The 19,582-nt window shown below is 59.0% G+C and carries 15 protein-coding genes and 2 pseudogenes; 11 read left to right on the top strand and 6 right to left on the bottom strand.

The features are described 5' to 3' along the window. Nucleotides 1-267: 267 nt before the first annotated feature. From WDS16_RS27000 to WDS16_RS26990, 3 genes are all read right to left on the bottom strand, one after another. Nucleotides 268-1,194, bottom strand: coding sequence for a LysR family transcriptional regulator (locus WDS16_RS27000; protein ID WP_338889201.1), 927 nt, complete (start codon nucleotides 1,192-1,194; stop codon nucleotides 268-270). A gap of 123 nt (nucleotides 1,195-1,317) precedes the next feature. After that, on the bottom strand, nucleotides 1,318-2,625 hold the full coding sequence (eno, locus tag WDS16_RS26995; protein WP_338889200.1) for a phosphopyruvate hydratase: 1,308 nt from the start codon (nucleotides 2,623-2,625) through the stop codon (nucleotides 1,318-1,320). Next, complete coding sequence (locus tag WDS16_RS26990; RefSeq protein ID WP_338889199.1) at nucleotides 2,622-3,632, bottom strand: aminoglycoside phosphotransferase family protein; 1,011 nt, start codon at nucleotides 3,630-3,632, stop codon at nucleotides 2,622-2,624. The genes eno and WDS16_RS26990 overlap by 4 nt, the downstream gene beginning before the upstream one ends. Nucleotides 3,633-4,208: 576 nt before the next feature. Between WDS16_RS26990 and WDS16_RS26985 the strand changes: the two genes are divergently transcribed. From WDS16_RS26985 to WDS16_RS26955, 8 genes are all read left to right on the top strand, one after another. After that, nucleotides 4,209-4,409 carry a hypothetical protein gene (locus tag WDS16_RS26985; RefSeq protein ID WP_338889197.1) on the top strand — a complete coding sequence of 67 codons (201 nt, stop codon included), beginning with the start codon at nucleotides 4,209-4,211 and terminating at the stop codon, nucleotides 4,407-4,409. Nucleotides 4,410-4,421: 12 nt separating this feature from the next. Next, on the top strand, nucleotides 4,422-4,673 hold the full coding sequence (locus WDS16_RS28270; protein WP_422395727.1) for an NAD(P)-dependent oxidoreductase: 252 nt from the start codon (nucleotides 4,422-4,424) through the stop codon (nucleotides 4,671-4,673). 315 nt (nucleotides 4,674-4,988) lie between these two features. Then, a complete protein-coding gene (locus WDS16_RS26980; RefSeq protein WP_338889195.1) occupies nucleotides 4,989-6,710 on the top strand; it encodes a sulfatase-like hydrolase/transferase in 1,722 nt (573 codons plus the stop codon). Between the two features lie 189 nt (nucleotides 6,711-6,899). Continuing rightward, on the top strand, nucleotides 6,900-7,757 hold the full coding sequence (locus WDS16_RS26975) for a formylglycine-generating enzyme family protein (RefSeq protein ID WP_422395726.1): 858 nt from the start codon (nucleotides 6,900-6,902) through the stop codon (nucleotides 7,755-7,757). Nucleotides 7,758-8,246: 489 nt separating this feature from the next. Beyond that, nucleotides 8,247-9,254: a LacI family DNA-binding transcriptional regulator gene (locus WDS16_RS26970; protein ID WP_338889192.1), complete on the top strand. Its 1,008-nt coding sequence runs from the start codon at nucleotides 8,247-8,249 to the stop codon at nucleotides 9,252-9,254. A gap of 132 nt (nucleotides 9,255-9,386) precedes the next feature. Next, nucleotides 9,387-10,352: a C-terminal binding protein gene (locus WDS16_RS26965; protein WP_338889190.1), complete on the top strand. Its 966-nt coding sequence runs from the start codon at nucleotides 9,387-9,389 to the stop codon at nucleotides 10,350-10,352. Between the two features lie 134 nt (nucleotides 10,353-10,486). Next, on the top strand, nucleotides 10,487-11,344 hold the full coding sequence (locus WDS16_RS26960) for a fumarylacetoacetate hydrolase family protein (RefSeq protein WP_338889189.1): 858 nt from the start codon (nucleotides 10,487-10,489) through the stop codon (nucleotides 11,342-11,344). A 49-nt stretch (nucleotides 11,345-11,393) separates the two neighbouring features. After that, on the top strand, nucleotides 11,394-12,980 hold the full coding sequence (locus WDS16_RS26955; protein ID WP_338889187.1) for an AMP-binding protein: 1,587 nt from the start codon (nucleotides 11,394-11,396) through the stop codon (nucleotides 12,978-12,980). A gap of 211 nt (nucleotides 12,981-13,191) precedes the next feature. Here the strand turns inward: WDS16_RS26955 and WDS16_RS26950 are convergent. After that, nucleotides 13,192-13,506 (bottom strand): annotated as a pseudogene (locus WDS16_RS26950) (IS3 family transposase); the annotation flags it as partial. Nucleotides 13,507-13,692: 186 nt separating this feature from the next. On the opposite strand from WDS16_RS26950, the gene WDS16_RS26945 reads away from it, so the two are divergent. Further along, nucleotides 13,693-15,861 carry an ATP-binding protein gene (locus tag WDS16_RS26945; RefSeq protein WP_422395725.1) on the top strand — a complete coding sequence of 723 codons (2,169 nt, stop codon included), beginning with the start codon at nucleotides 13,693-13,695 and terminating at the stop codon, nucleotides 15,859-15,861. Nucleotides 15,862-15,885: 24 nt separating this feature from the next. On the opposite strand, the gene WDS16_RS26940 is transcribed toward WDS16_RS26945, so the two are convergent. Further along, nucleotides 15,886-17,052: a serine hydrolase domain-containing protein gene (locus tag WDS16_RS26940; RefSeq protein ID WP_338889183.1), complete on the bottom strand. Its 1,167-nt coding sequence runs from the start codon at nucleotides 17,050-17,052 to the stop codon at nucleotides 15,886-15,888. Nucleotides 17,053-17,194: 142 nt separating this feature from the next. Here WDS16_RS26940 and WDS16_RS26935 point away from each other — a divergent pair. Further along, nucleotides 17,195-17,326, top strand: a pseudogene (locus tag WDS16_RS26935) (IS110 family transposase); the annotation flags it as partial. Between the two features lie 8 nt (nucleotides 17,327-17,334). Here WDS16_RS26935 and WDS16_RS26930 read toward each other — a convergent pair. Next, entirely contained in the window at nucleotides 17,335-18,816 is a 1,482-nt protein-coding gene (locus WDS16_RS26930) for an amino acid permease (RefSeq protein WP_338889182.1), read from the bottom strand. A gap of 322 nt (nucleotides 18,817-19,138) precedes the next feature. On the opposite strand from WDS16_RS26930, the gene WDS16_RS26925 reads away from it, so the two are divergent. Beyond that, the gene (locus WDS16_RS26925) at nucleotides 19,139-19,582 is read left to right on the top strand and encodes a RidA family protein (RefSeq protein ID WP_338889181.1); all 444 of its coding nucleotides are present in this window, start codon (nucleotides 19,139-19,141) and stop codon (nucleotides 19,580-19,582) included.

Here is a 19,582-nt window from a genome sequence, read left to right as displayed (position 1 = left end):
CCGTCGGCCGAAGCTCGGGACTGCGGTCGAGGTGAAGATTCCTTCGAATTCGCCATGACCAGCGATCACCATGTCGCCGTCTCAGACAACCGCGACTAGATCTTGCGAACGTGGGTTGCGATCCAAGTATTTACTGGCCAAGCAACCTCAACTTCATCGCGCGGTTCAAACAGACACCGGCATGCTCCGATGCGGAACTATCTAGATTTCAGCTTGATCGACTCGACCTCGGCGAACAACCAACGAAGGCGTGCGATTCGGGCGCTGCTACCGGGTTGGCTCCAGGCCATCGATCACTGTCGTGCCTTCTGGCGTTGGCGAATTTACAACCATCGAGTGCATTGCAAGTACGGCCGGCGATGTGTACATGCGATCAGTCCAGTAAACTCCAACGTCTCGTACGAGGCCTTCGCCTGCGACGTCGAGAATGCGCACTCCCTCCGTGTCCGGGGCAACGAGTGCCAGGGCGTTCACGAACCCGACGCCCAGCCCTGCCCGGGCCAGCGACACTACCGTCGTCGGCTGATCCGACCAGAACGCGACCGAAAAGTCGATACTGCGAGTCGAAAGAAGTTGTTGCGCTTCTCCACCCGTTCCAGCTCCGGACAAGATCAACGAGTAGCCGCTCAAGGCGGTCACCGGCAGCGGGCTGAGCTCGCCTGCCAACGGGTGGTCTGGGGCGACGACGACCTTCATCCTTTCTCGCCAGAGAGGCATATGGTGAATACCGGGTACGGTCGGCTTCGGTTCCAAAGGCCGAATAGCCAGGTCCACTGATCCGTCGGACAAAGCACTGTCGATACCCAGAACGGCTTGCTCGACGAGACGGACCTCAACATGGGGGAAAGAAATACAGAACGTGCGCAGTACCTCGGGTACAAAGTTGGCCCCGGCACTTGCATAGGTTCCCAGAACAACTTTACCCTCGACCTGTCCAGCAAGATCGACGACGTCGGCTCGCGCTGCGGTGATTTCGTCAAGAATTTTTCGAGCACGCAGAAAAAGCTTCTCTCCCGTAGTCGTCAAGACTACCGGCCGCTGGCTTCGATCGAAAAGTACCGTGCCAAGCTCGCTTTCCAAGCCTGCGATGTGGGCACTGACCCGGGATTGCGATCGAAAAAGAGTTTGTGCCGCGGCTCCGAAACCACCGCGCTCGGCCACTGCCACGAATGTTTCGAGCCAGTCCAGTTGCACGCGGATCCTCCGTCACCCGAATTATAAGCCGTTCGCGATCAACCGAGCCGACCAGAGGTTGGGAGGATCACGAACACAACGTGGCCGTCGGGCACCACGATACCTCTGGTCGGTCCCGAACGGTCAGGTAGGTTGCACCATCTGAATGCTGGGGGTTATCGCGGCCGCTCCGGCATACTCGATATTGTCAGCCCCGAGTTCTGCTTCCAACCGCAGTAAGCGATTCCATTTTGCAGTTCGTTCGGAACGCATCGTAGAACCAACTTTGATCTGACCGGTACGCCATCCGACCGCAAAGTCGGCCAGCCAATTGTCTTCCGTTTCACCAGATCGTGCAGACAGTACAGTGGCGTACCCAGCTCGTTGAGCAAGCTTCACAACATCGAGAGCGTCGGTCAGAGTCCCGATTTGATTGGGTTTGACGAGGACCGCGTTTGCAACACTTTCGTCGATACCCCGTTGCAGACGTTTGATATGAGTTGTGAAGAGATCGTCTCCCAGAATTTGCACGCCTTGTAGCCGCTTGGTTGCTTCAGCCCAGCCATCCCAGTCATCTTCTCCAAGTGCGTCCTCCAAGGAGACAATAGGGTAATGGCGACACCAATCATGAAGCTCGTCGATAAACTCCTCAGGCCCGAGATGGCGTTCGTCAGCCGCTAGGTGATATCTGCCGTCGGTGGCCAACAATTGAGTGGCCGCAATGTCGATAGCAATGCCGACGTCGCTGCCGGGACGCAGACCCGCGCGTTCAATACCCTTGACAAGCAGATCGAGCGCCGAGCGGTTGGACGGCAGTGTGGCAGACAGACCACCTTCGTCTGCCACAAGAGAAGTTGGCCAACCTTGACTGGAAAGCTCCTCGGCTGTACCAGCACGAACCCGTGCTGCCCATTCGATAGCCTCAGAAAATCGTCGTGCGCCGACAGGTACGGCCAGGAAGTCCTGCACGTCGATCGAGCGCCCCGCATGCGCGCCACCAGAGATGATGTTGACCATGGGAAGTGGCAGGAGCGGTTCCCCAAGAGCCTCTGATTGGTACAGCGGAAGGCCCCTCGAGTTCGCAGACGCGAGGGCCGTAGCTATGGATATCGCGAGAACCGCATTTGCGCCGAGTTTCGAAAGGTCCGACGTCCCATCTTCGGCACGCATCGCGGAGTCGACAGCGTGTTGATCGTCGGCCGACAATCCCCGGACCGCCTCAAAAAGTACGGTGTTGACGTTTGCAACAGCCTTGCCGACGCCGCGACCTTCGTAACGGTGGTCCCCGTCGCGCAATTCCTTTGCCTCGTGTCGCCCTGTTGACGCTCCCGCAGGCACAGTCGCTTCGCCGCAGGAGCCATCACTGAGAGTCACCTGACAGGCAACAGTGGGCGTCCCTCTCGAGTCGAGCGCTTCCCAGGCCAGGACAGATTTGATCTTCGGAACAGTCATTTCGTCATCTCCCATAGTTGAGCGATCGTCGTCCCTGGCTTCTGAAGAAGAAGCCGACCGATTTGTCTGATCTTGTGTTGACCGTTTCGGTCGAGGTAGCCCACGGGGCTCTTTCCGTCGACACGAGCAAGGAGCATGCAGCCAATCTGACGCACAAGGTGACTCTGATCGCTAGAGATCTCGATGTGAGATTGCCAGCTCTTCACGAACGCGCGCGCGCAGTCGAACAGAGCCGAGCTCATCTTCGGCTGGTGGACCGACTTGATCAGCAGGTGCGCCAACAATGATGCAGCGTCGAAGTCCTCGTCACCGACATGGGCCACTTCCCAATCCAACACCCACAACCGGCGCTCGCAGATCGGTGCGGTTGGAGGTTCGACCAAAATATTCTTCGGCGTGAAATCTCCGTGTACCAAACATGTTTGGCGGGACAGCATGACTTCAATGGTCTGCCGAATCGCCTCTGAAAGGTCAGCGTGGCGTGCCAATACTGTTTCGTGAAACGGTTGCACACGAAGCTGGTGAAAAGAATCGCGGTCCAAGAAGGCTTCGACAAGGGACGGTGTCGCAGTCGTGTTGAACTGCCAAATCCCGAGGCTGTGACCCAATTCCCGCGCAACCCTGGTGTCTGCGACCCCGGATATCAACTCGGTACGCCATTCATACCAATCGCGGGGTGAGCGCTCGATGACCAGGAATTCATCATCGAGGTCGAGAACCCGCGGAGTCACTGCTGGCAACATGGTTCCGGCCAGCTGTAGAGCGCGACCTTCGACCTGCAGTCGCTTCGGGTCAGCGTTCCACAACTCCTCGACGCGCAAAGTCGACAGCGCGCGTTTCACAACAACATCGATCCCTGGCCCAGAGACCGCAATGACGTCGTTGGAGACGCCGCCCGCCAGTGAAGTCAGTTCGAGACCGGTCCCGACAGGCACTAGACCCCGCGCAGCCAGATGCTCGCTGACATCGTGGGAGAGTTGTTCTGGGACTGTGCCCGTGACGATCATCGCAGTGCGCATTCCGTCGATCTCGCGTTAGCGACTACCTTTGGTTCCATGCGATGGCGCACGTTGCCATCGAGGTTATCCACAGCCGCGTAGTCGATGCCAGCGGTAGTGAGACTCGGCCACATGTGATTGTCACAGCGATCTTGTCGAATCATGAGAACTCCTTCGAGCTTTGAGAGAAAGTGCTGGTTACCGCAGGTGTGAGCCGCATGCTCTACGGCTGACTCCTGCGTTGGCCCGGAGCAACCTCTTCGATGTCTGAAACTAGAGGGACCGCTGACGCGTTGGCCAATACGCAATACGGATGGGTGCCATTCGTACGCCGCTATTGTGATTCACTTCATTCTGATGTGTGCTCAGTCACACGACAACAGGTCGCCCCGATCGACCACAGTGGAGGAAAGGACCCTCATGACAGTCATGGTCTGTAGAACCTGCCCCCGCGACACCGCCGAAAGTGGGGTGTATGCGACTACGGTCGCTGAGATTTTCAGTGCTCGGCCCGACTCGAATCAAGTTCTTTACGTCAAGTGCCTCGGGACGTGTAAGCAACTCGGTTCATGCAAGGACGGCGGCGTGGTGGCACTCGACTGTGCCGGAATGTCCCGAGTCCGCTTCTCCGGTGTGACACCCGAGGACGCTGCAGCACTCCGACAAGCCCACGCAAGTTACGAACATTCAGCCACCGGCCATCCTTCCGAATGGGAGGTGCCGGCGAACCTGGTAGCCGCGATCACCGCTGTGACTCCCAAGCGGAGAGCACGACTCGATACCTAAAGGACGCCACGCGTGCCATCAACTTGCCCCGGACATAATTTGTTATCCGCGAGCGAGGTGGTCTTCCTGAACGTTCCGCTGACGGATGAAACCCACCACATGATCAGCACGCACGAACTGCGCATCTCGCACCCCGGCGCTGTCCCAATCAAATTTGGCAGTGGCGGGTCTGGTCGATACGGCAGCGTTGGTCGAGTCACTCGATTTCGGTCATCTCTGCGGCTCAGGGTTCGAGGTCATCGTAGGAGAACTCGCATTACCTGAGGAACAGTTGAGTCACGACTCCGTGATCGTCGCTCCGACGATGCTCGCTCGGAACTGCGGTGCAGCGCCCCAGAAGGAGTCGTGCGTGTGCTCGAAGAGCAGCCTGCCGAACACCAGTGCAACCACCCAAATCCTCGTTCGCATTGGTGAGCCGATGAGACAACGAAGACGAGGATCTCCGGCAAAGTTGAGGGCGGGAGCGATCGCTCGGCCAGCCGGTCATCGAATTCCCAGCCGATCAGATAGGCAAGTGCATTGTCGAGAAGAATACGTGGAATACGCATGGCTCGGCCCTCCGCAGGTGTCGGGGTATGTATGTCAGCACTGCTGGCGGTCACGACCGGATGCTCCGGCAGCTTGTCAAGCCAGGGGCCGGCAGAGGTGGACTCCGCCACGCCCAACATTTTGATGGTGCTCTTGGACGACCTCGGTTACAGCGACATAGGCGCATACGGGGGCTCAATATCGACCCCCACCATCGACTCTCTCGCTGGCGAGGGCATGCAGTTCACCAACTACCACGCAAATCCAGTGTGCGCGCCGACCCGAGCGACGCTGATGACGGGACAAGATCCGCACCGGGTTGGTCTCGGTTCGATGGACGGCCTGATCGCACCGGGAGTCGCAAGCGGGTCACCCGGTTATAAGGGTTCGCTGGAAGGCACTTACATCGGGATCGCGGAATTGCTGTCAGCTGCGGACTACAACACCTACCAAGTTGGCAAATGGCATCTCGGCATGGGACACGGGCAGACGCCGCAGGACCTCGGATTCGACCAGAATTTCACCATGTATCAGGGAGGCGGCTCTCACTACGCAGACGCGCTGCGTCTGGTTCCGGGGCGGCAGGAACCGATAGACACCTTGAATTACGAACGCAACAGCGAACCCGTCACCGAGCTTCCGGCCGATTTCTACTCCACCGACGCCTACACCGACGAGATGCTGCAACTGATCCGAAACGGATCGAGCTCCGACAAGCCCTATTTCGGCTATCTCGCGTACACCGCTCCACACGACCCGCTGCACGAACCAGACGCCGCCCTCATTCAAAAATATCTGGACATCTTTATAGACAACAACAACCTCGAGACGCTTCGCGCCGAACGCATCGAGAATATGGTTGACCTTGGGCTCATAGTTGCCGACGTCGCCACCCGCTGGCCAGCGCAGACACCAGACTGGGACACCCTCACCGCACCACAGAAGCGTGACCTCGCATACCGACTCGCGGTGTACGCAGCGATGGTCGAGCACGTCGACACGCAGCTTGGCCGGATCATCGACGAACTGAAGACGACCGGCGAATACGACAACACACTTATTGTCGTGGCAAGCGACAACGGTGCCGCGGGACTCTCAGAGGACGTCTACACCCAATCACCTGGTGCACGCGAATGGCTCGACGAACACTATCCACTAGTAGATGACCTCGACTCCTACGGCAAACCTGGATCAATGCCCACTTTGTCGCTAGCCAACGCACAGGTTTCCTCTGGCCCGTTTTTTCACACGAAGTCCACCGTATTTGAAGGCGGAACCCGTAGCCCCTTGATCGTCAAGACACCGGATCGCGGCCAAGACGGCGATCGACCTCGGATCGTCGACACTCTCGTGTCGGTCGGGGACCTGTATCCCACCTTTGCCGACTACGCAGGTGCCGCGATCGTCGATGAGCACGTGCTCGTCGGCGACAGCGCCAAACCGCTACTCGACGGTACCTCGGATGCCATCGGAGACGAACTACTCGGCTTGGACATGTTCGGCGAGCGTGCCTTTCGTGACGGGAACTCCAAGTTGGTATTTGCCGCGCCGGGAAACGGTGGCACCGGGACGTACGCACTCTACGATCTTGTAGTCGACCCTGGTGAGACCACCGATCTTGCCGCCAGCAATCCCCAGGAAGTACAACGATTGGCTGCACTATGGGACCAGTACGCACTCGAAAACAACGTCATCCCATCGAGTTTCGTGGATGTGAACGCTTCCGGCGACAGCTCGGCACCTGTGTACTTCAAGACGGACTGGGCGAACTAGCTTCACGACCATACGGATCGAAGGAGAACCATGAGTACCTGTTGCGTACCTTCGGTCCGCCGGCCTGGCAACAGCGACCGGAAAGCAGACGCCCTCGCGTCCGAACATGCATCCGTGCAAACTGTTCGACGATCTGAGAACTCAGTCAGGCCGCATCCGTTCGTACCTATCCCGCCAGGCAAATTTCGCATGGGAGATGCATTCGACGAGGGGTACTCCGCTGATGGTGAAACCCCGGTCCACGACGTTCTACTCCCAGGGTTCAGGATGAGCGCCACCACCGTGACAAACCGACAGTTTGCGGTATTTGTGAAAGAAACGGGATACGTCAGCACGGCAGAACAGTTCGGTGTTTCCGCGGTCTTTCACCTCGTATTCGATGGTGCCCACGCTGACGTACTCCATCGGGTCGACGCCACCCCGTGGTGGCTCGCAGTCAAAGGTGCCGATTGGAAGCATCCGAACGGATCGAACTCGGGCATCTCCGAACGACAGAACCACCCCGTGGTACACGTCTCGTGGAATGATGCCCGCGCGTATTGCGATTGGGCAGGTACCCGCTTGCCTACCGAGTCGGAATGGGAGTACGCCGCACGCGGTGGTCTCGAATCTCAGCGCTACCCGTGGGGCAATGCTCTTACACCCCGCGGACGCTGGCGATGCAATATTTGGCAGGGAGTGTTCCCGAATGACAACACCGTCGAAGACGGCCACCTCACAACTGCGCCGGTCAAAAGCTACCGCCCGAATGGATACAGCTTGATGCAGACGGCTGGCAACGTCTGGGAATGGTGCAACGACTGGTTCTCCGCCAACTACTACCAGCAGTCCCCCGTTGCCGATCCCCAAGGTCCGGCGACGGGCACCCAACGCGTCATGCGCGGTGGGTCATATCTCTGCCACAACTCCTACTGCAACCGCTACCGAGTTGCAGCGCGATCTTCCAACTCACCCGACGCAACGATGGGCAATGGCGGATTTCGTGTCGTCTGCGACCTTGCAAACACACCTGATGAGGCCAACCAAAAGGGACAGGAGATTGCATGAGCAATCCAGGTCCGGTGTCGGAGACCGCTAGATTTCTGGTCCACCAATCTATTCGACCCCAAAACCACAGCTGTAGTTCGCTTCCGGCCCCCGCTTGCGGCCTGTGTGCTCTGGTCAAGGCGGCCAGCGCGTGATCATTTTGGGTGTGAAGACAAAACCAACTGAGCGCTGGCCGCAGAACACAGGATAGACCCGAATCGATGGTGGGACGAGTAGGGCACGCTGATCGACCGCATCGCACCGGAAATTCTCCCGCTACGAACCCGTGGGGCATGCGAGCGCCGTCAAGCCGGCCGGTGTGCTCATCGTCGACGAGACCGGGGATCTTGACCCGGCTGCGAAACACCAGGCAATCGCCCAATGATGCCACTACAACCGCAGGTCAGAGCTACCCCAGAACGAACTGCTGCTGTAGTAGCTATGAGTAGCGGCATCAAACCCGCGGATATCGATGCTAACGTTAAACCGCCAGCGGGAGGTCGAGGTGCCATGGTCACTGCGAAGGATGTTGCCGAACGGCTACAAGTTTCGATATCCACAGTTGGGCGTGCTCTGGCCGATGACAATCGGATCAGCGTCGACACTCGCCAACGCGTGCGAGAAGCTGCGGCCGATATGGGCTATGCAGGCAATAGTGCGGCCCGAATCGTACGTGGGCAGTCCAGCAATTTAGTCGGACTGATTGTTCCGGATATCCGAAATAGCTTCTACGCCAATGTTGCACACCAATTGTCAGTAACATTGAGTCAGTACGGCTACCACCTGATGCTCGCAGAATCAGGAGACGATCGCAGCACCGAATTGAGGCATGTTCGCGACCTTGTCGCGGGCAAGGCCGCTGCTTTGATAGCGGTACCGAGCGGCTCCCCCCACCCGGAGCTGGTCAAACTACTCGAGTCGATTCCACACGTTCAGCTCTTGCGCAAGCAGCAAGGCTGGGGTGAACAGTGCTTCGGGATAGGCGACAACGAGGCATTGCGCGAGGCAACGGCCCACTTGGCGCAGCTCGGCCACACTCGCGTAGCGTACATCGGTGGCCCACTGTCGCTTTCGACTGGATCCGAGCGCCTTCGGGGCTACCGAAGTGTGGTCCGCGACCACCAGATGGCCGACGAACCCGAATTGCAAAACTTGATTCCGCCGGCGTCGCCCGACGGCGCAGCGAAAGTCGTGAGAGAGCTACTCGCATCGAAGCAGCCACCTACCGGACTCGTACTCGGTTCGGTACAGCTCACGATCGGCGTTCTCGATGCACTGACATCCGACACCACCGCCGTTCCGCATCGACTCTCGATTGTCGGTTTCGGTGACGAGCCTGGATTTTCATGGTGGGGACCAGGATTGACCACAATGACTCTGCCCGTAGCCGCGGCTGCCTCTAGCTGCGCCTTGTGGGTCGTGGACCGTTTGCGCGCGCCAACCGACAACTCGGCGGCCTACACAGCACTGATGTCCGGACGCCTGCAGATCCGGGGCAGCACAGCGCGTCTCGACTAGCCGAAGCAGAGGCCATCGATCCATATGCTATGAAAACCCGATGCCGAGTGCTATCGTTAGCATCGCCGTCGCGCTCCCCGCTCACACGGTGCGCCCAACGATTGGAACTACATGCCAAACCCCCGTCGACAAGTGGCCATTCTGACCGACCGAGCATGGCCCGACGATACGATCGAACGGAAAATTCTCGAGGACGCGGGCATTACTGTGATTGCCGCCGGAGCAGGACCCAACCCCGTCGAGGAGATCGACCGGCTGGTTTCCGACACTCAGCCTGACGCAATCCTGACCTGCTGGGACAGAATTTCCGACGTAGCGATCAGCAGCGCAAAAAATCTGCGCGTCATAACGCGTTTGGGCATAGGGCTCGACAACATCGCAGTGTCGACGGCTACCTCACACGGCGTTGTAGTGACCAACGTTCCGGACTACTGCACGGAAGAAGTGTCGGACCATGCGGTCGCATTGGCGCTCGCATGGACTCGCGGAGTCGCACATGCCGATCGGGAAATCAGGGCGGGCAGGTGGAATCCTTCGAGGTTTCAGCTTCGCCGACTGTCCACGCTCACCTGCGGCATCATAGGATTCGGCAAGATTGGCCGTCGAACTGCGGCGAAACTCCTAGGCTTCGGAGCCGAAGTGCTCATTCATTCTCGTACTCCCCCAGTCGGTGCCTCGTCCGTCACCAACGTGACAATGAACGAACTTCTGTCCTCGAGTGACATTGTTTTCCTACACGTTCCGCTGACAGACGCGACTCAACACCTGATCAGCGCGGACGAACTGCGCATCATGCGACCCGGTGCCGTGCTGATCAATGTAAGCCGTGGGGGGCTTGTCGATACGGCTGCATTGCTCGAGTCGCTCAATGCCGGGCACCTCGGCGGTGCGTGCCTTGACGTACTCGAAGGGGAACCCATAGTACCTGCAGAATTACTGGCCCATGACTCCGTCATCATCACTCCACACATAGCCTTCACTTCCGACGTCGCTCTATCGGAGCTGCGGCGCGGTGCCGCGGAAGAGGTCGTGCGAGTGCTTGCCGGGAAGCCTGCCGAACACCCGTGCAATAGCCCCACTCCCCGGTCGAACACCTGAGTCGAAACGGTTGTCGTAAACATTTCGCGGCAGGCACCGGCGGTGTAACACGCGACCTCGATCGTCTCATCGAGACTATCTGACGGCACGACTACATCTGATCACTGAACATCATCTGAAAGCAGGAATATCACGTGCGAATTGCAAATGTGGATGGGCGACCAACAATTCTGACGGGCGTCGATCGTGGCATTGACGTGGAGTCCGCATCCAATGGTAAATATGGCGGAGACTGGCGGAACCTCTACGAAAATTGGGGCCCATTCCGAGAATGGGCGGAAGGGGTAGACACCAACGATGAGGTTCGGTTCACCCGATCTCAGCTCGGTTCTCCCTCTCCCCAGCCGAGACAGATTGTTGCAACGGGCCTCAACTACAGCACTCACGTCGCCGAGGCCGGCTACACACAATCCGAGATTCTGCCACCGACCTTCACCAAGTTCCCGTCCTCACTTGCCGGACCGGATGTCGAGGTCGCGGTTCCCTCTGACGGAAAGGTCGATTGGGAGGTTGAACTCGTGCTGATTATCGGGAAAACGGCACATAAAGTTGAAGTCGATGACGCGTGGCAACACATCGCGGGTGTCACGATAGGACAGGACATCACGGATCGAGGAATGCAGTTCGACGGCCCACACGTGCAGTGGTGCCTACCCAAATCGTTCCCCAATTTTTCGCCGGTCGGGCCGTGGCTCGTGACAGCAGACGAACTGCGGGACCGGAACGACTTGGGATTGAAATGCGCGATCAATGGCGAGATCGTGCAGGATGCGCGCACTTCAGGAATGATCTTTGCCGTCGACCGCCTTCTGTCCACAATTTCCGAGACCCTCACTCTTTATCCAGGCGACATTATGTTCACCGGAACCCCGGAAGGAGTGGGAATGGCAAAGAACCCGCAGCGATGGCTTCAGCCCGGTGAAGTTCTGACCAGCGCTATCGAAGGTCTCGGCGAGATGAGACAGCTCTTCGTGGAGTCGTCGAACAGCTGATCGCCAACCAATCCGGCTATCGCCGAGCAACCGATCAACAAGGAGCGCCGTGAGTTTTACGAGTCCATTTCCTGATGTCGTCATCCCGAACGTCAGCGTCTTTGAGTTCCTCTTCGGCAACATCGACGCCGCCGCACAGTCATTGCCGGCACTGACCGACAGCACCACAGGAGAATCAGTAACCTACGGGGCATTGTTGGCCGGCATCGAATGCATTGCCGGAGCACTCGCTTCCCGAGGGTGCGCCGTCGGCGACGTGGTAGGACTTCATTCACCGAACACACCTGCGTTCGCCACCGTGTTCCATGGAGTCTTGCGCGCGGGTGGAGTAGCCACCACGATCAATACGCTGTATACAGAATCCGATATAGCCGGACAATTGCGCGATTCGGATGCCAAATTTCTGTTTACCTGCGCCGCGCTCTTGCCGAAAGCAGAAGCAGCAGCTGATCAGGCGGCTATACCACGAGAGCGGATTTTTGTGCTGGACGAGGTAGAGGGGTTCTCGACCTTGCAGGACCTTCTTGATGAAAGACAAGCATCGCCGGAAGTCCAGTTCGACCCCAGTCGGCAACTCGCCGTGCTTCCGTACTCGTCCGGCACTACTGGGAAATCGAAAGGTGTGATGCTCACCCATCGAAATCTCGTTGCCAACATGTGCCAGATCAGTGGGCCGATAGGCATTGGCCCTGAAGACAAGATCCTTGCGGTACTTCCTTTTTTCCACATCTACGGGATGACGGTCTTACTGAATTCAGCGCTCCATCAAAGGGCTTCGCTCGTAACGATGCAAAAGTTCGATCTCGAGCAGTTTCTGCAAACTATCTCATCCTTTCGATGTACTTACGCGTTCATCGCTCCACCAGTGGCCATAGCGTTGGCAAAGCACCCGCTTGTCGACAAATTCGATCTCACGTCGCTGCACTCGGTTTTCTCAGGTGCGGCACCGTTGAATCGCGAACTCGGCGAGGCTGTCGCCCGTCGACTGGGCTGCAGCGTCCGCCAGGGATACGGCATGTCAGAAATGAGTCCGGTGAGCCACCTCATACCGTTCGATCGCGGCGACATACCGCTGAACGCCGTGGGTGTGACCGTTGCGAACATGAGATGCAAACTCGTGGACGCAAGCACGGCGGTCGAGATCGAACAACCAATCAATGGAACGAGCGCACCAGGAGAACTGTGGTGCGCAGGACCGAATGTCATGGTGGGGTATCTCAACAACCAGAGCGCAACTGCGGAAACCATTGACGCAGAAGGCTACCTGCATACCGGTGACATAGCCACTGTCGATGCGGACGGTATCGTCACCGTGGTCGATCGACTGAAGGAACTGATCAAATACAAGGGCTACCAGGTACCACCAGCCGAGTTGGAAGCAGTGCTGCTGACGCATCCGGGTATAGCCGATGCGGCTGTCATCGGCGTAGCAGACGGCAACGGCGAGGAGGTGCCGAAAGCATTCGTCGTCGAGCAACCAGGCGCGGATCTCGAGAAGGCTGAGATCCTTGCCTTCGTCGCCGAACGGGTCTCGCCGCACAAAAAGGTTCGCGCAGTAGAGATCATCGGGCAGATACCAAAGTCTGCCGCAGGAAAGATCCTTCGACGCGAGCTGCGCGCGATTGATTCTCTGTAGAGTCTCGAGTGGATACAACAGAGTCAGTGTTCTGAGCCGTTGGCCCACACTGTATGAGTCGGTCAGCGAAGCTGGCCCCGGAGGCCTCGACCTGCTGGAGGGACATGGGTTGCCTGGTGTGAAATTACACTGGTTCAGTTGCTCGGCCCGGTCAGGTGTGAGGTCATGGCAGCTACTGTGGGGCGCGCTCGCGGTTGTAGAACGCGACCCACTACGCCGTGGCCAACGCCAGTTCCGCAGCGCCGGGGTAACGAGGGCCGTTGTCGACGAGCTCGTTTCTTGTAGTCGGCGTTCACGGATTCGGCCAGGGCATCGTCGTAACTTTGACCGTTCCGATCGATGCCCTCTTGCGGCGAACCGTGCCCGAATGCGATCGCCGTGTACTGACCAGCGTCGCTGTGGTGTACGAGATTACTCCAATTTCTACGCCAGAACGCTTTCGGGAATCGATAGCGTTCGCGATTGCTGTATCGACAAGGGCGGTTGTCATCTCCGATGCGACCTTCCATCCGACGGTTTTCCGGGATTCCATCACGCTCGGGCCACATTTCAGTAGAATGTGGACACCCACTGTGTCTGTGAAGGAGCAACTCTGTCCATCGAGCCGGCGAACATATCGGTTACCTCGTTCGTCGGGCGTCGTCAGCAAATCGATGACATCGAGCGCCTACTCCGGCGGTCGAGACTGGTGACTGTGCTCGGGTGCGGCGGGATGGGCAAGTCCCGCATAGCCAAAGAGGTTGCGCGTTCGGAAGCGAATCACGCTTCGGTACGTTGGGTGGATTTGACCTCGTTGTCTCCCACCAGTTCGATAGCCGAAGTGGTCTCCATCGCTCTCGGCGTGGACGTCGCGCGTGCGCAATCGAGGTCACACACCGTTCTGGACGCTTCAGGGCCGCAATCCATTCTCATGGTGCTCGACAACTGCGAACACCTGACAGTTCCGGTCGGCAACTTCATCATCGAGATGCTCGCACATGCGCCGGCGGTTCGAGTATTGGCTACGTCGCGAGAACCGCTGGCAATCGAGGGTGAGACAACCTATTCGATTCCGCCGCTGACGCTTCCGACATCGGGGGGACCCGAGTCGGAGTTCGCCGAATCCGAGGCGGTTGCCCTGTTCGTCGACCGAGCTCAAGCGGTAGTTCCCGATTTCGAGCTTACTGAGTCCAACGCGCACTTCGTGGTGGAACTGTGTAGGGCACTGGATGGAATGCCGTTGGCGCTCGAACTCGCGGCCGCCCGGTTGCGTACACTCTCGCCCCGACAGGTCATCGACAAAATCGGCGACCGCTTCACACTCCTGACCGGAGGAAATCGAACAGCGACGCCTCGACAGCAGACTCTTCGAGCAGTCGTCGACTGGAGTTACGATCTGTGCACCGACTCTGAACGTGAACTGTGGGCGCTGCTATCGGTCTTTCCTGGCAGTTTCGAGCTCGATGCCGCAGAGTCCGTAGGTTCCTCAGGATCGCTCTGCGCACACGACGTGCTTGATGTGCTGGGCAGTTTGGTGGCGAAATCGCTTGTTGTGGTGGATCGTTCAAGCGCGTGCTGGAGATACTCTCAATTGATGACGCTGCGAGAGTACGGGCGTGAGATGGCAACCGCCCTCGGTCTCGTGGATGCATCGAATCGAGCCCACCGCGATCACTACCTCGAGCGGTGCGAGTCCGGCCTACGAAAAGCACACGATAGGGTGCCGTCGAACGGTGATCACATCGCATGGTGCCGTGTTGAACACGGAAACCTGACCGCAGCGTTGCACTGGTCCACACAGCACGTCGGAGAAACCGGTGGCGCCGTCAGGATCGCAGTAGGGCTGCTGTACCACTGGATCTCGGGCGGCGTGTTGCAGGACGCCAGAAGATGTCTCGACGAACTATTGCTGACCATGTCCACGCCGACCCGACAATGTGGCGATGTCCTGTGGGTCACGGCGTGGACCGCTCTCGTCCAGGGTGACCTCACCTACGCACGGAAATTGCTGCGTCGATGTGAGGCAGTGTCGCAGACTCTCGGCGATTCGGTCCTGCTTGCCCATCACGATCACGTGGCCGCTCTCGCCGCGCTGTTCGGCGGTGACACGCACAGGTCTGTCGAACTGTACCGACGCGCGATCGCAACGTATCGATCAGCCGAATTGCCTGAAAGGCTCAATGCGACCTTTCAATTGGCCATCGCACTGATTTACGCAGGCCAACCGGAGGAGACGCTCGAGCTCTGCCGAACCATCGTCGAGAATGCCGACACCGAATACGGCAAGTGGAACACCGCCTTCGCGCTGTGGGTGTCCGGTCTCGCGCACCTTCACTTGGGTCGGCCAGCACGCGCTTTCGTTGCCGCTAGGGAGGCGGTCACTGTTCAACTCGGTTTTCAGGATCGCATCTGTTGTGCCCTGTCGATCGAGGTACTTGCATGGTCAGCGGAGGCACAGAACGATCACGCCGAATCGGCTGCCCTTTTCGGTGCGGCCGACCATGTGTGGAACGAGTTGGGGACGACGGTCGGCGCATTCGGGCCCGGTCTGGCGAAAGACAGCCGATCGTCACGGGCCCAGGCTAAAGCCGCACTCGGGGATCGACGTTTCGATGAGCTGTCGGGCCTGACTCCTCGCGAGTCGATCGGTGCAGTGTTGACGTTCGCGCTCGAGAATCACGCCGACTCCGCTACAACGCAAGCCGTAGCGGCAAAGCCTTTGACCATACGTGAGACGGAAGTCGCCGTGTTGGTGGCTACCGGACTGCGCAATCGCCAGATCGCCGAGGAACTCGTGGTGTCGCCACGAACCGTCGACGGACACATCGAGCGCATTCTCAGGAAGCTGGACATGAAGTCACGCGCCCAGCTCGGTGCGTGGGTTCAGAAGAACGTGTTGTGAGGCACCCGAACCCACGCCGAGCACTCAGTCGATCACCGATGACTGCACGAGGTCGGCATACCTTTGATGCCGCTCCCAACTGTACGAATCCTCGAGGAGGCCGGCTGACAGGAACACGTAAGTGAGCTGTCGCGCCGGATCGACCCAGAAACAGTTGGACCCTGCGCCGAGGCCGCCGAACGTTTCGGGCGACGACAACAGCCCGAACGCGTGCGGCGTGATTCCGCTGCCGCGAACGTAGAACCCCGGCCCGAGATCAGCCCGGATCGCCGGCCAACCACGCATATTCTGGGCGTAGTCCCACAGGCTGTTCGTCAGATCTCCCGTCGCGATCGTTCGCGCGAATCGGAGTACGGCGGGGCTCAGTATGCGAACACCGTCGAGTTGGCCTCCCTGGCGGCATGCTTCGGCGAATCGAAACCAGTCGTATGCCGTTGTGTACGCACTACCGGACGGCACCTCGAAGCCCGGTACAGCTGCCTTCTTTCCAACCCCCTCCAGTATGTGCGGATCGAGGAGCGCGGGGCCGTGGTCCTTGACCACGACAGGAACGGCTCGGTCCACTTGGTCTTCGCGGAGCCCGAACCCCAGTGACGTATCCGTCATACCGAGCGGCTCCATGAGGTCCTGCTTCAAAATCCCACCGAAGGAACGGTGCCCACCGTCGAGCCGCCGCACCATTTCGGCCAGTACGGCATGACCGACTACCGCGGCATACGCGATCGAAGTGCCTGGGACTGCCTGGGGCACCATCGCGCACACCACTGCGACCACAGCTTCGAGGTCTCCCACGAGTTCCGGCGGAATCCCTGGCGCCCCGAGTGGCAGCCCAGCTTTGTGCAGCAGCAGATCACCGACGGTTGTCGCGCCTTTACCGTTGGCTGCGTACTCCGGGATGACCTCCCGCACCTGTGTCGTGAAGCTGATCTCGCCACGGTCGATTCGTTGCAGGACTGCCGCTGCGACCATCTGCTTGAAAATCGACATCGTGACGAAAACGGAATCTTGCTGCATCGGTTTGCTCGCCGCCCGGTCTGCGAAGCCGATCGCTTCGTGCAGAACGATCTCGCCATCCCGTGCCACGAGGATGACGGCACCGTCTATTCGGTCACTTCGCACGTCTGCTTCGATGGCTGCGGGGAGAAGTGCAAGACGATCGGCGTCGATGCCGAGTGAATGGTTGGTTGTCATGACTCCACAATGAACCAGGTGAACGCATCGCACAGGCGTAGAAATACCCCACTTTCAGTCGCTTACCCCCGATGTCCGTTGACACAGGGGTAAGCGAGAGGCGATCTCTGCATTGATTTCGAGTTGCTCGAGCTCTCTTGTCAAGGCCCCACCCAACGACGAGGCTCGTCTACGCACAGTTTTCGACCGTCTCGCCGTGCAGGGACCTGTGCCAGGCGTGGTCGACCAACCCAACACGATCGGTGCTCTACCGGTTAGAGCCGCACGCTCCTGCGGTCGCCGCTACCTCGACTCCGAATGCGCACCGGCCAGCTGACGGATGCGTGACCGCGAACGGTACCACCCGACTACCAGCATCGGAACGATCACTACGACCGATGCGAGCACCCAACGGCCTGTGGACGAAAAGCCCATGGATACCAACACGAACGCGAGAAAGGCCAATGTTGCGTAGGCCGTGAGCGGAGCTCCGAACAACCGGAACGCCGGCCGTGTCGTACGTCCCTGCATAGCCCACCTGCGAAGCTTGATCTGGCACAAGACGATCGTTGCCCATGCAGCAATGATTCCCAACGCCGCCACCTCGAGAGCAATCTCGAACGCCTGACTCGGAAACAGCGCGTTGATGACAACACCGACCAGGGCAATCGCGCCGGTCAACATGATTCCGCCGTACGGTACACCCTTTGCGCTGAGCGCGAGCCCGAACCTCGGACCCGATCCGTTGGCGGACATCGATCGCAAAAGCCTTCCAGTGGTGTACATCCCGGCGTTCAAGCTCGACAACGCCGCAGTGAGGACCACGAAATTCATCACCGAGGACGCGATGGCCCCTGTTTGCGAGGACCCCAGATGAGCAAAGAAGGTCACGAAGGGCGATTCGCCCGCCTTGTACGCAGTGAACGGGAGCAGGAGGGAGAGTAGAACGATGGAACCCACATAGAACAGAGCAATGCGAACGATCACCGTCCTGATCGCACGCGGAATCACCTTTCGTGGTTCGTCGACCTCGCCGGCAGCCGTACCCAGCAGCTCGATCGATGCGTATGCAAAAATCACTCCGCTGATAGCGAGCATCGGCGCAATCGAACCCATCGGGAAAAGGCCGCCGTTGTCGGCGATGACGCTCACTCCGGTGGGGCCGAGGTCGGTCTCAGTCCGCAGGACCAGTACTACGATACCGACCGCGAGAAACATCACCAGTGCGGCGACTTTCACAATGGTGAACCAGAACTCGAGCTCACCGAACACCCTGACGGACAACAGATTGAGACCGACTACGCCAACGAGTGCGATCAGCGCGAGTAACCACTGTGGAGTCGACTGCAGCACAGTCGAGTAGGGCGACCAGAACTTCAGGTACAACGCGATCGCGGTGACATCGATGATTGCCGTCATCGCCCACGTCATGAAGTACAGCCATCCCGTTGCGAATGCCATCTTCTCGCCGTAGAACTCGCGGGCGTAGGAGACGAACGATCCGGATGACGGCCGGTACATGATCAGCTCTCCGAGTGCCCGCAGGATCAAGAATGCGAACAACCCGCACACGGCGTAGACGAGGGCGAGCGCCGGACCGGACCCAGCAAGCCGACCGCCAGCACCCAAGAACAGGCCCGTTCCGATCGCACCGCCGATCGCGATCATCTGCACCTGGCGCGGCCGAAGTTGTTTGTTGTAGCCCATATCCCCGAGGTCGACGGGCGAAGCGGCGGACGAAACGCCCAGATTTTCGGACGATCCTCTACTGGGGGTTGTGGTCATATCGGTCCTCAATTATGGGGGCATCCGTCGTCGAGACGGCGCGGCATGGTGGCGCACCAATTCGGTACGTCGCTCGGCAGAGCAAGGGACATCACGACTTGCTTCAACCATCGGTTGAATCATCAGTGATCGACACCACAAAATCAATACCCAATCGAGATTGGCTGCATTTCGGCTGTTCAGAAGCGCGCGTTTAGCCGATTGCGGATGTACTCGATCAGCCCACAGTAAACATACTGTTGATTTTGTACGGAATTTCGGTAGCCTTTACACAGAAATTTGAGGCGATCTCACAAGGTCGTGCTCCTACGAAAGGACTCTCGTGACCACACACACGCTCCCGCTGTATCGAAGCGCCGTCCTCGCAGGCGATCTGCTGTTTGTCTCAGGTCAGTTGCCGGTTCACGACGGGTCCCTCATCCATCCGGGCCGAGTTGGTTCCGAGGTCACGGTCGATGATGCCCGCGAGGCCGCGCGCCTGGCCACGCATAATTGCCTCCGTGTCGCACGCGACTTCGACGGTGGTGCTCGCGAGGTCCAGTCCGTCGTCAAACTGAGCGGCTACGTCTGTGTGTCAACGGGTTTCAGTGATGCGCCCACAGTGATCGATGCAGCGTCCCAGGTCGTAAACGACGAGATCGGAGGGGCCGACGGTCATGCTCGTCTGGCCATCGGTGTCGCATCGCTTCCCCGCAACGCGTGCGTGGAAGTGGAGATGGTCGTGCGCCTCGCACCGTCCGAAACCCCCGCGGCAGTAGGCTCCTAA

Origin of the sequence: Rhodococcus sovatensis, from assembly GCF_037327425.1 — a bacterium.
Lineage (GTDB): Bacteria > Actinomycetota > Actinomycetes > Mycobacteriales > Mycobacteriaceae > Rhodococcoides > Rhodococcoides sovatense.
The sequence above is the reverse complement of the archived record's forward strand: the minus strand, read 5'-3'. Positions and strand labels throughout refer to the sequence as shown.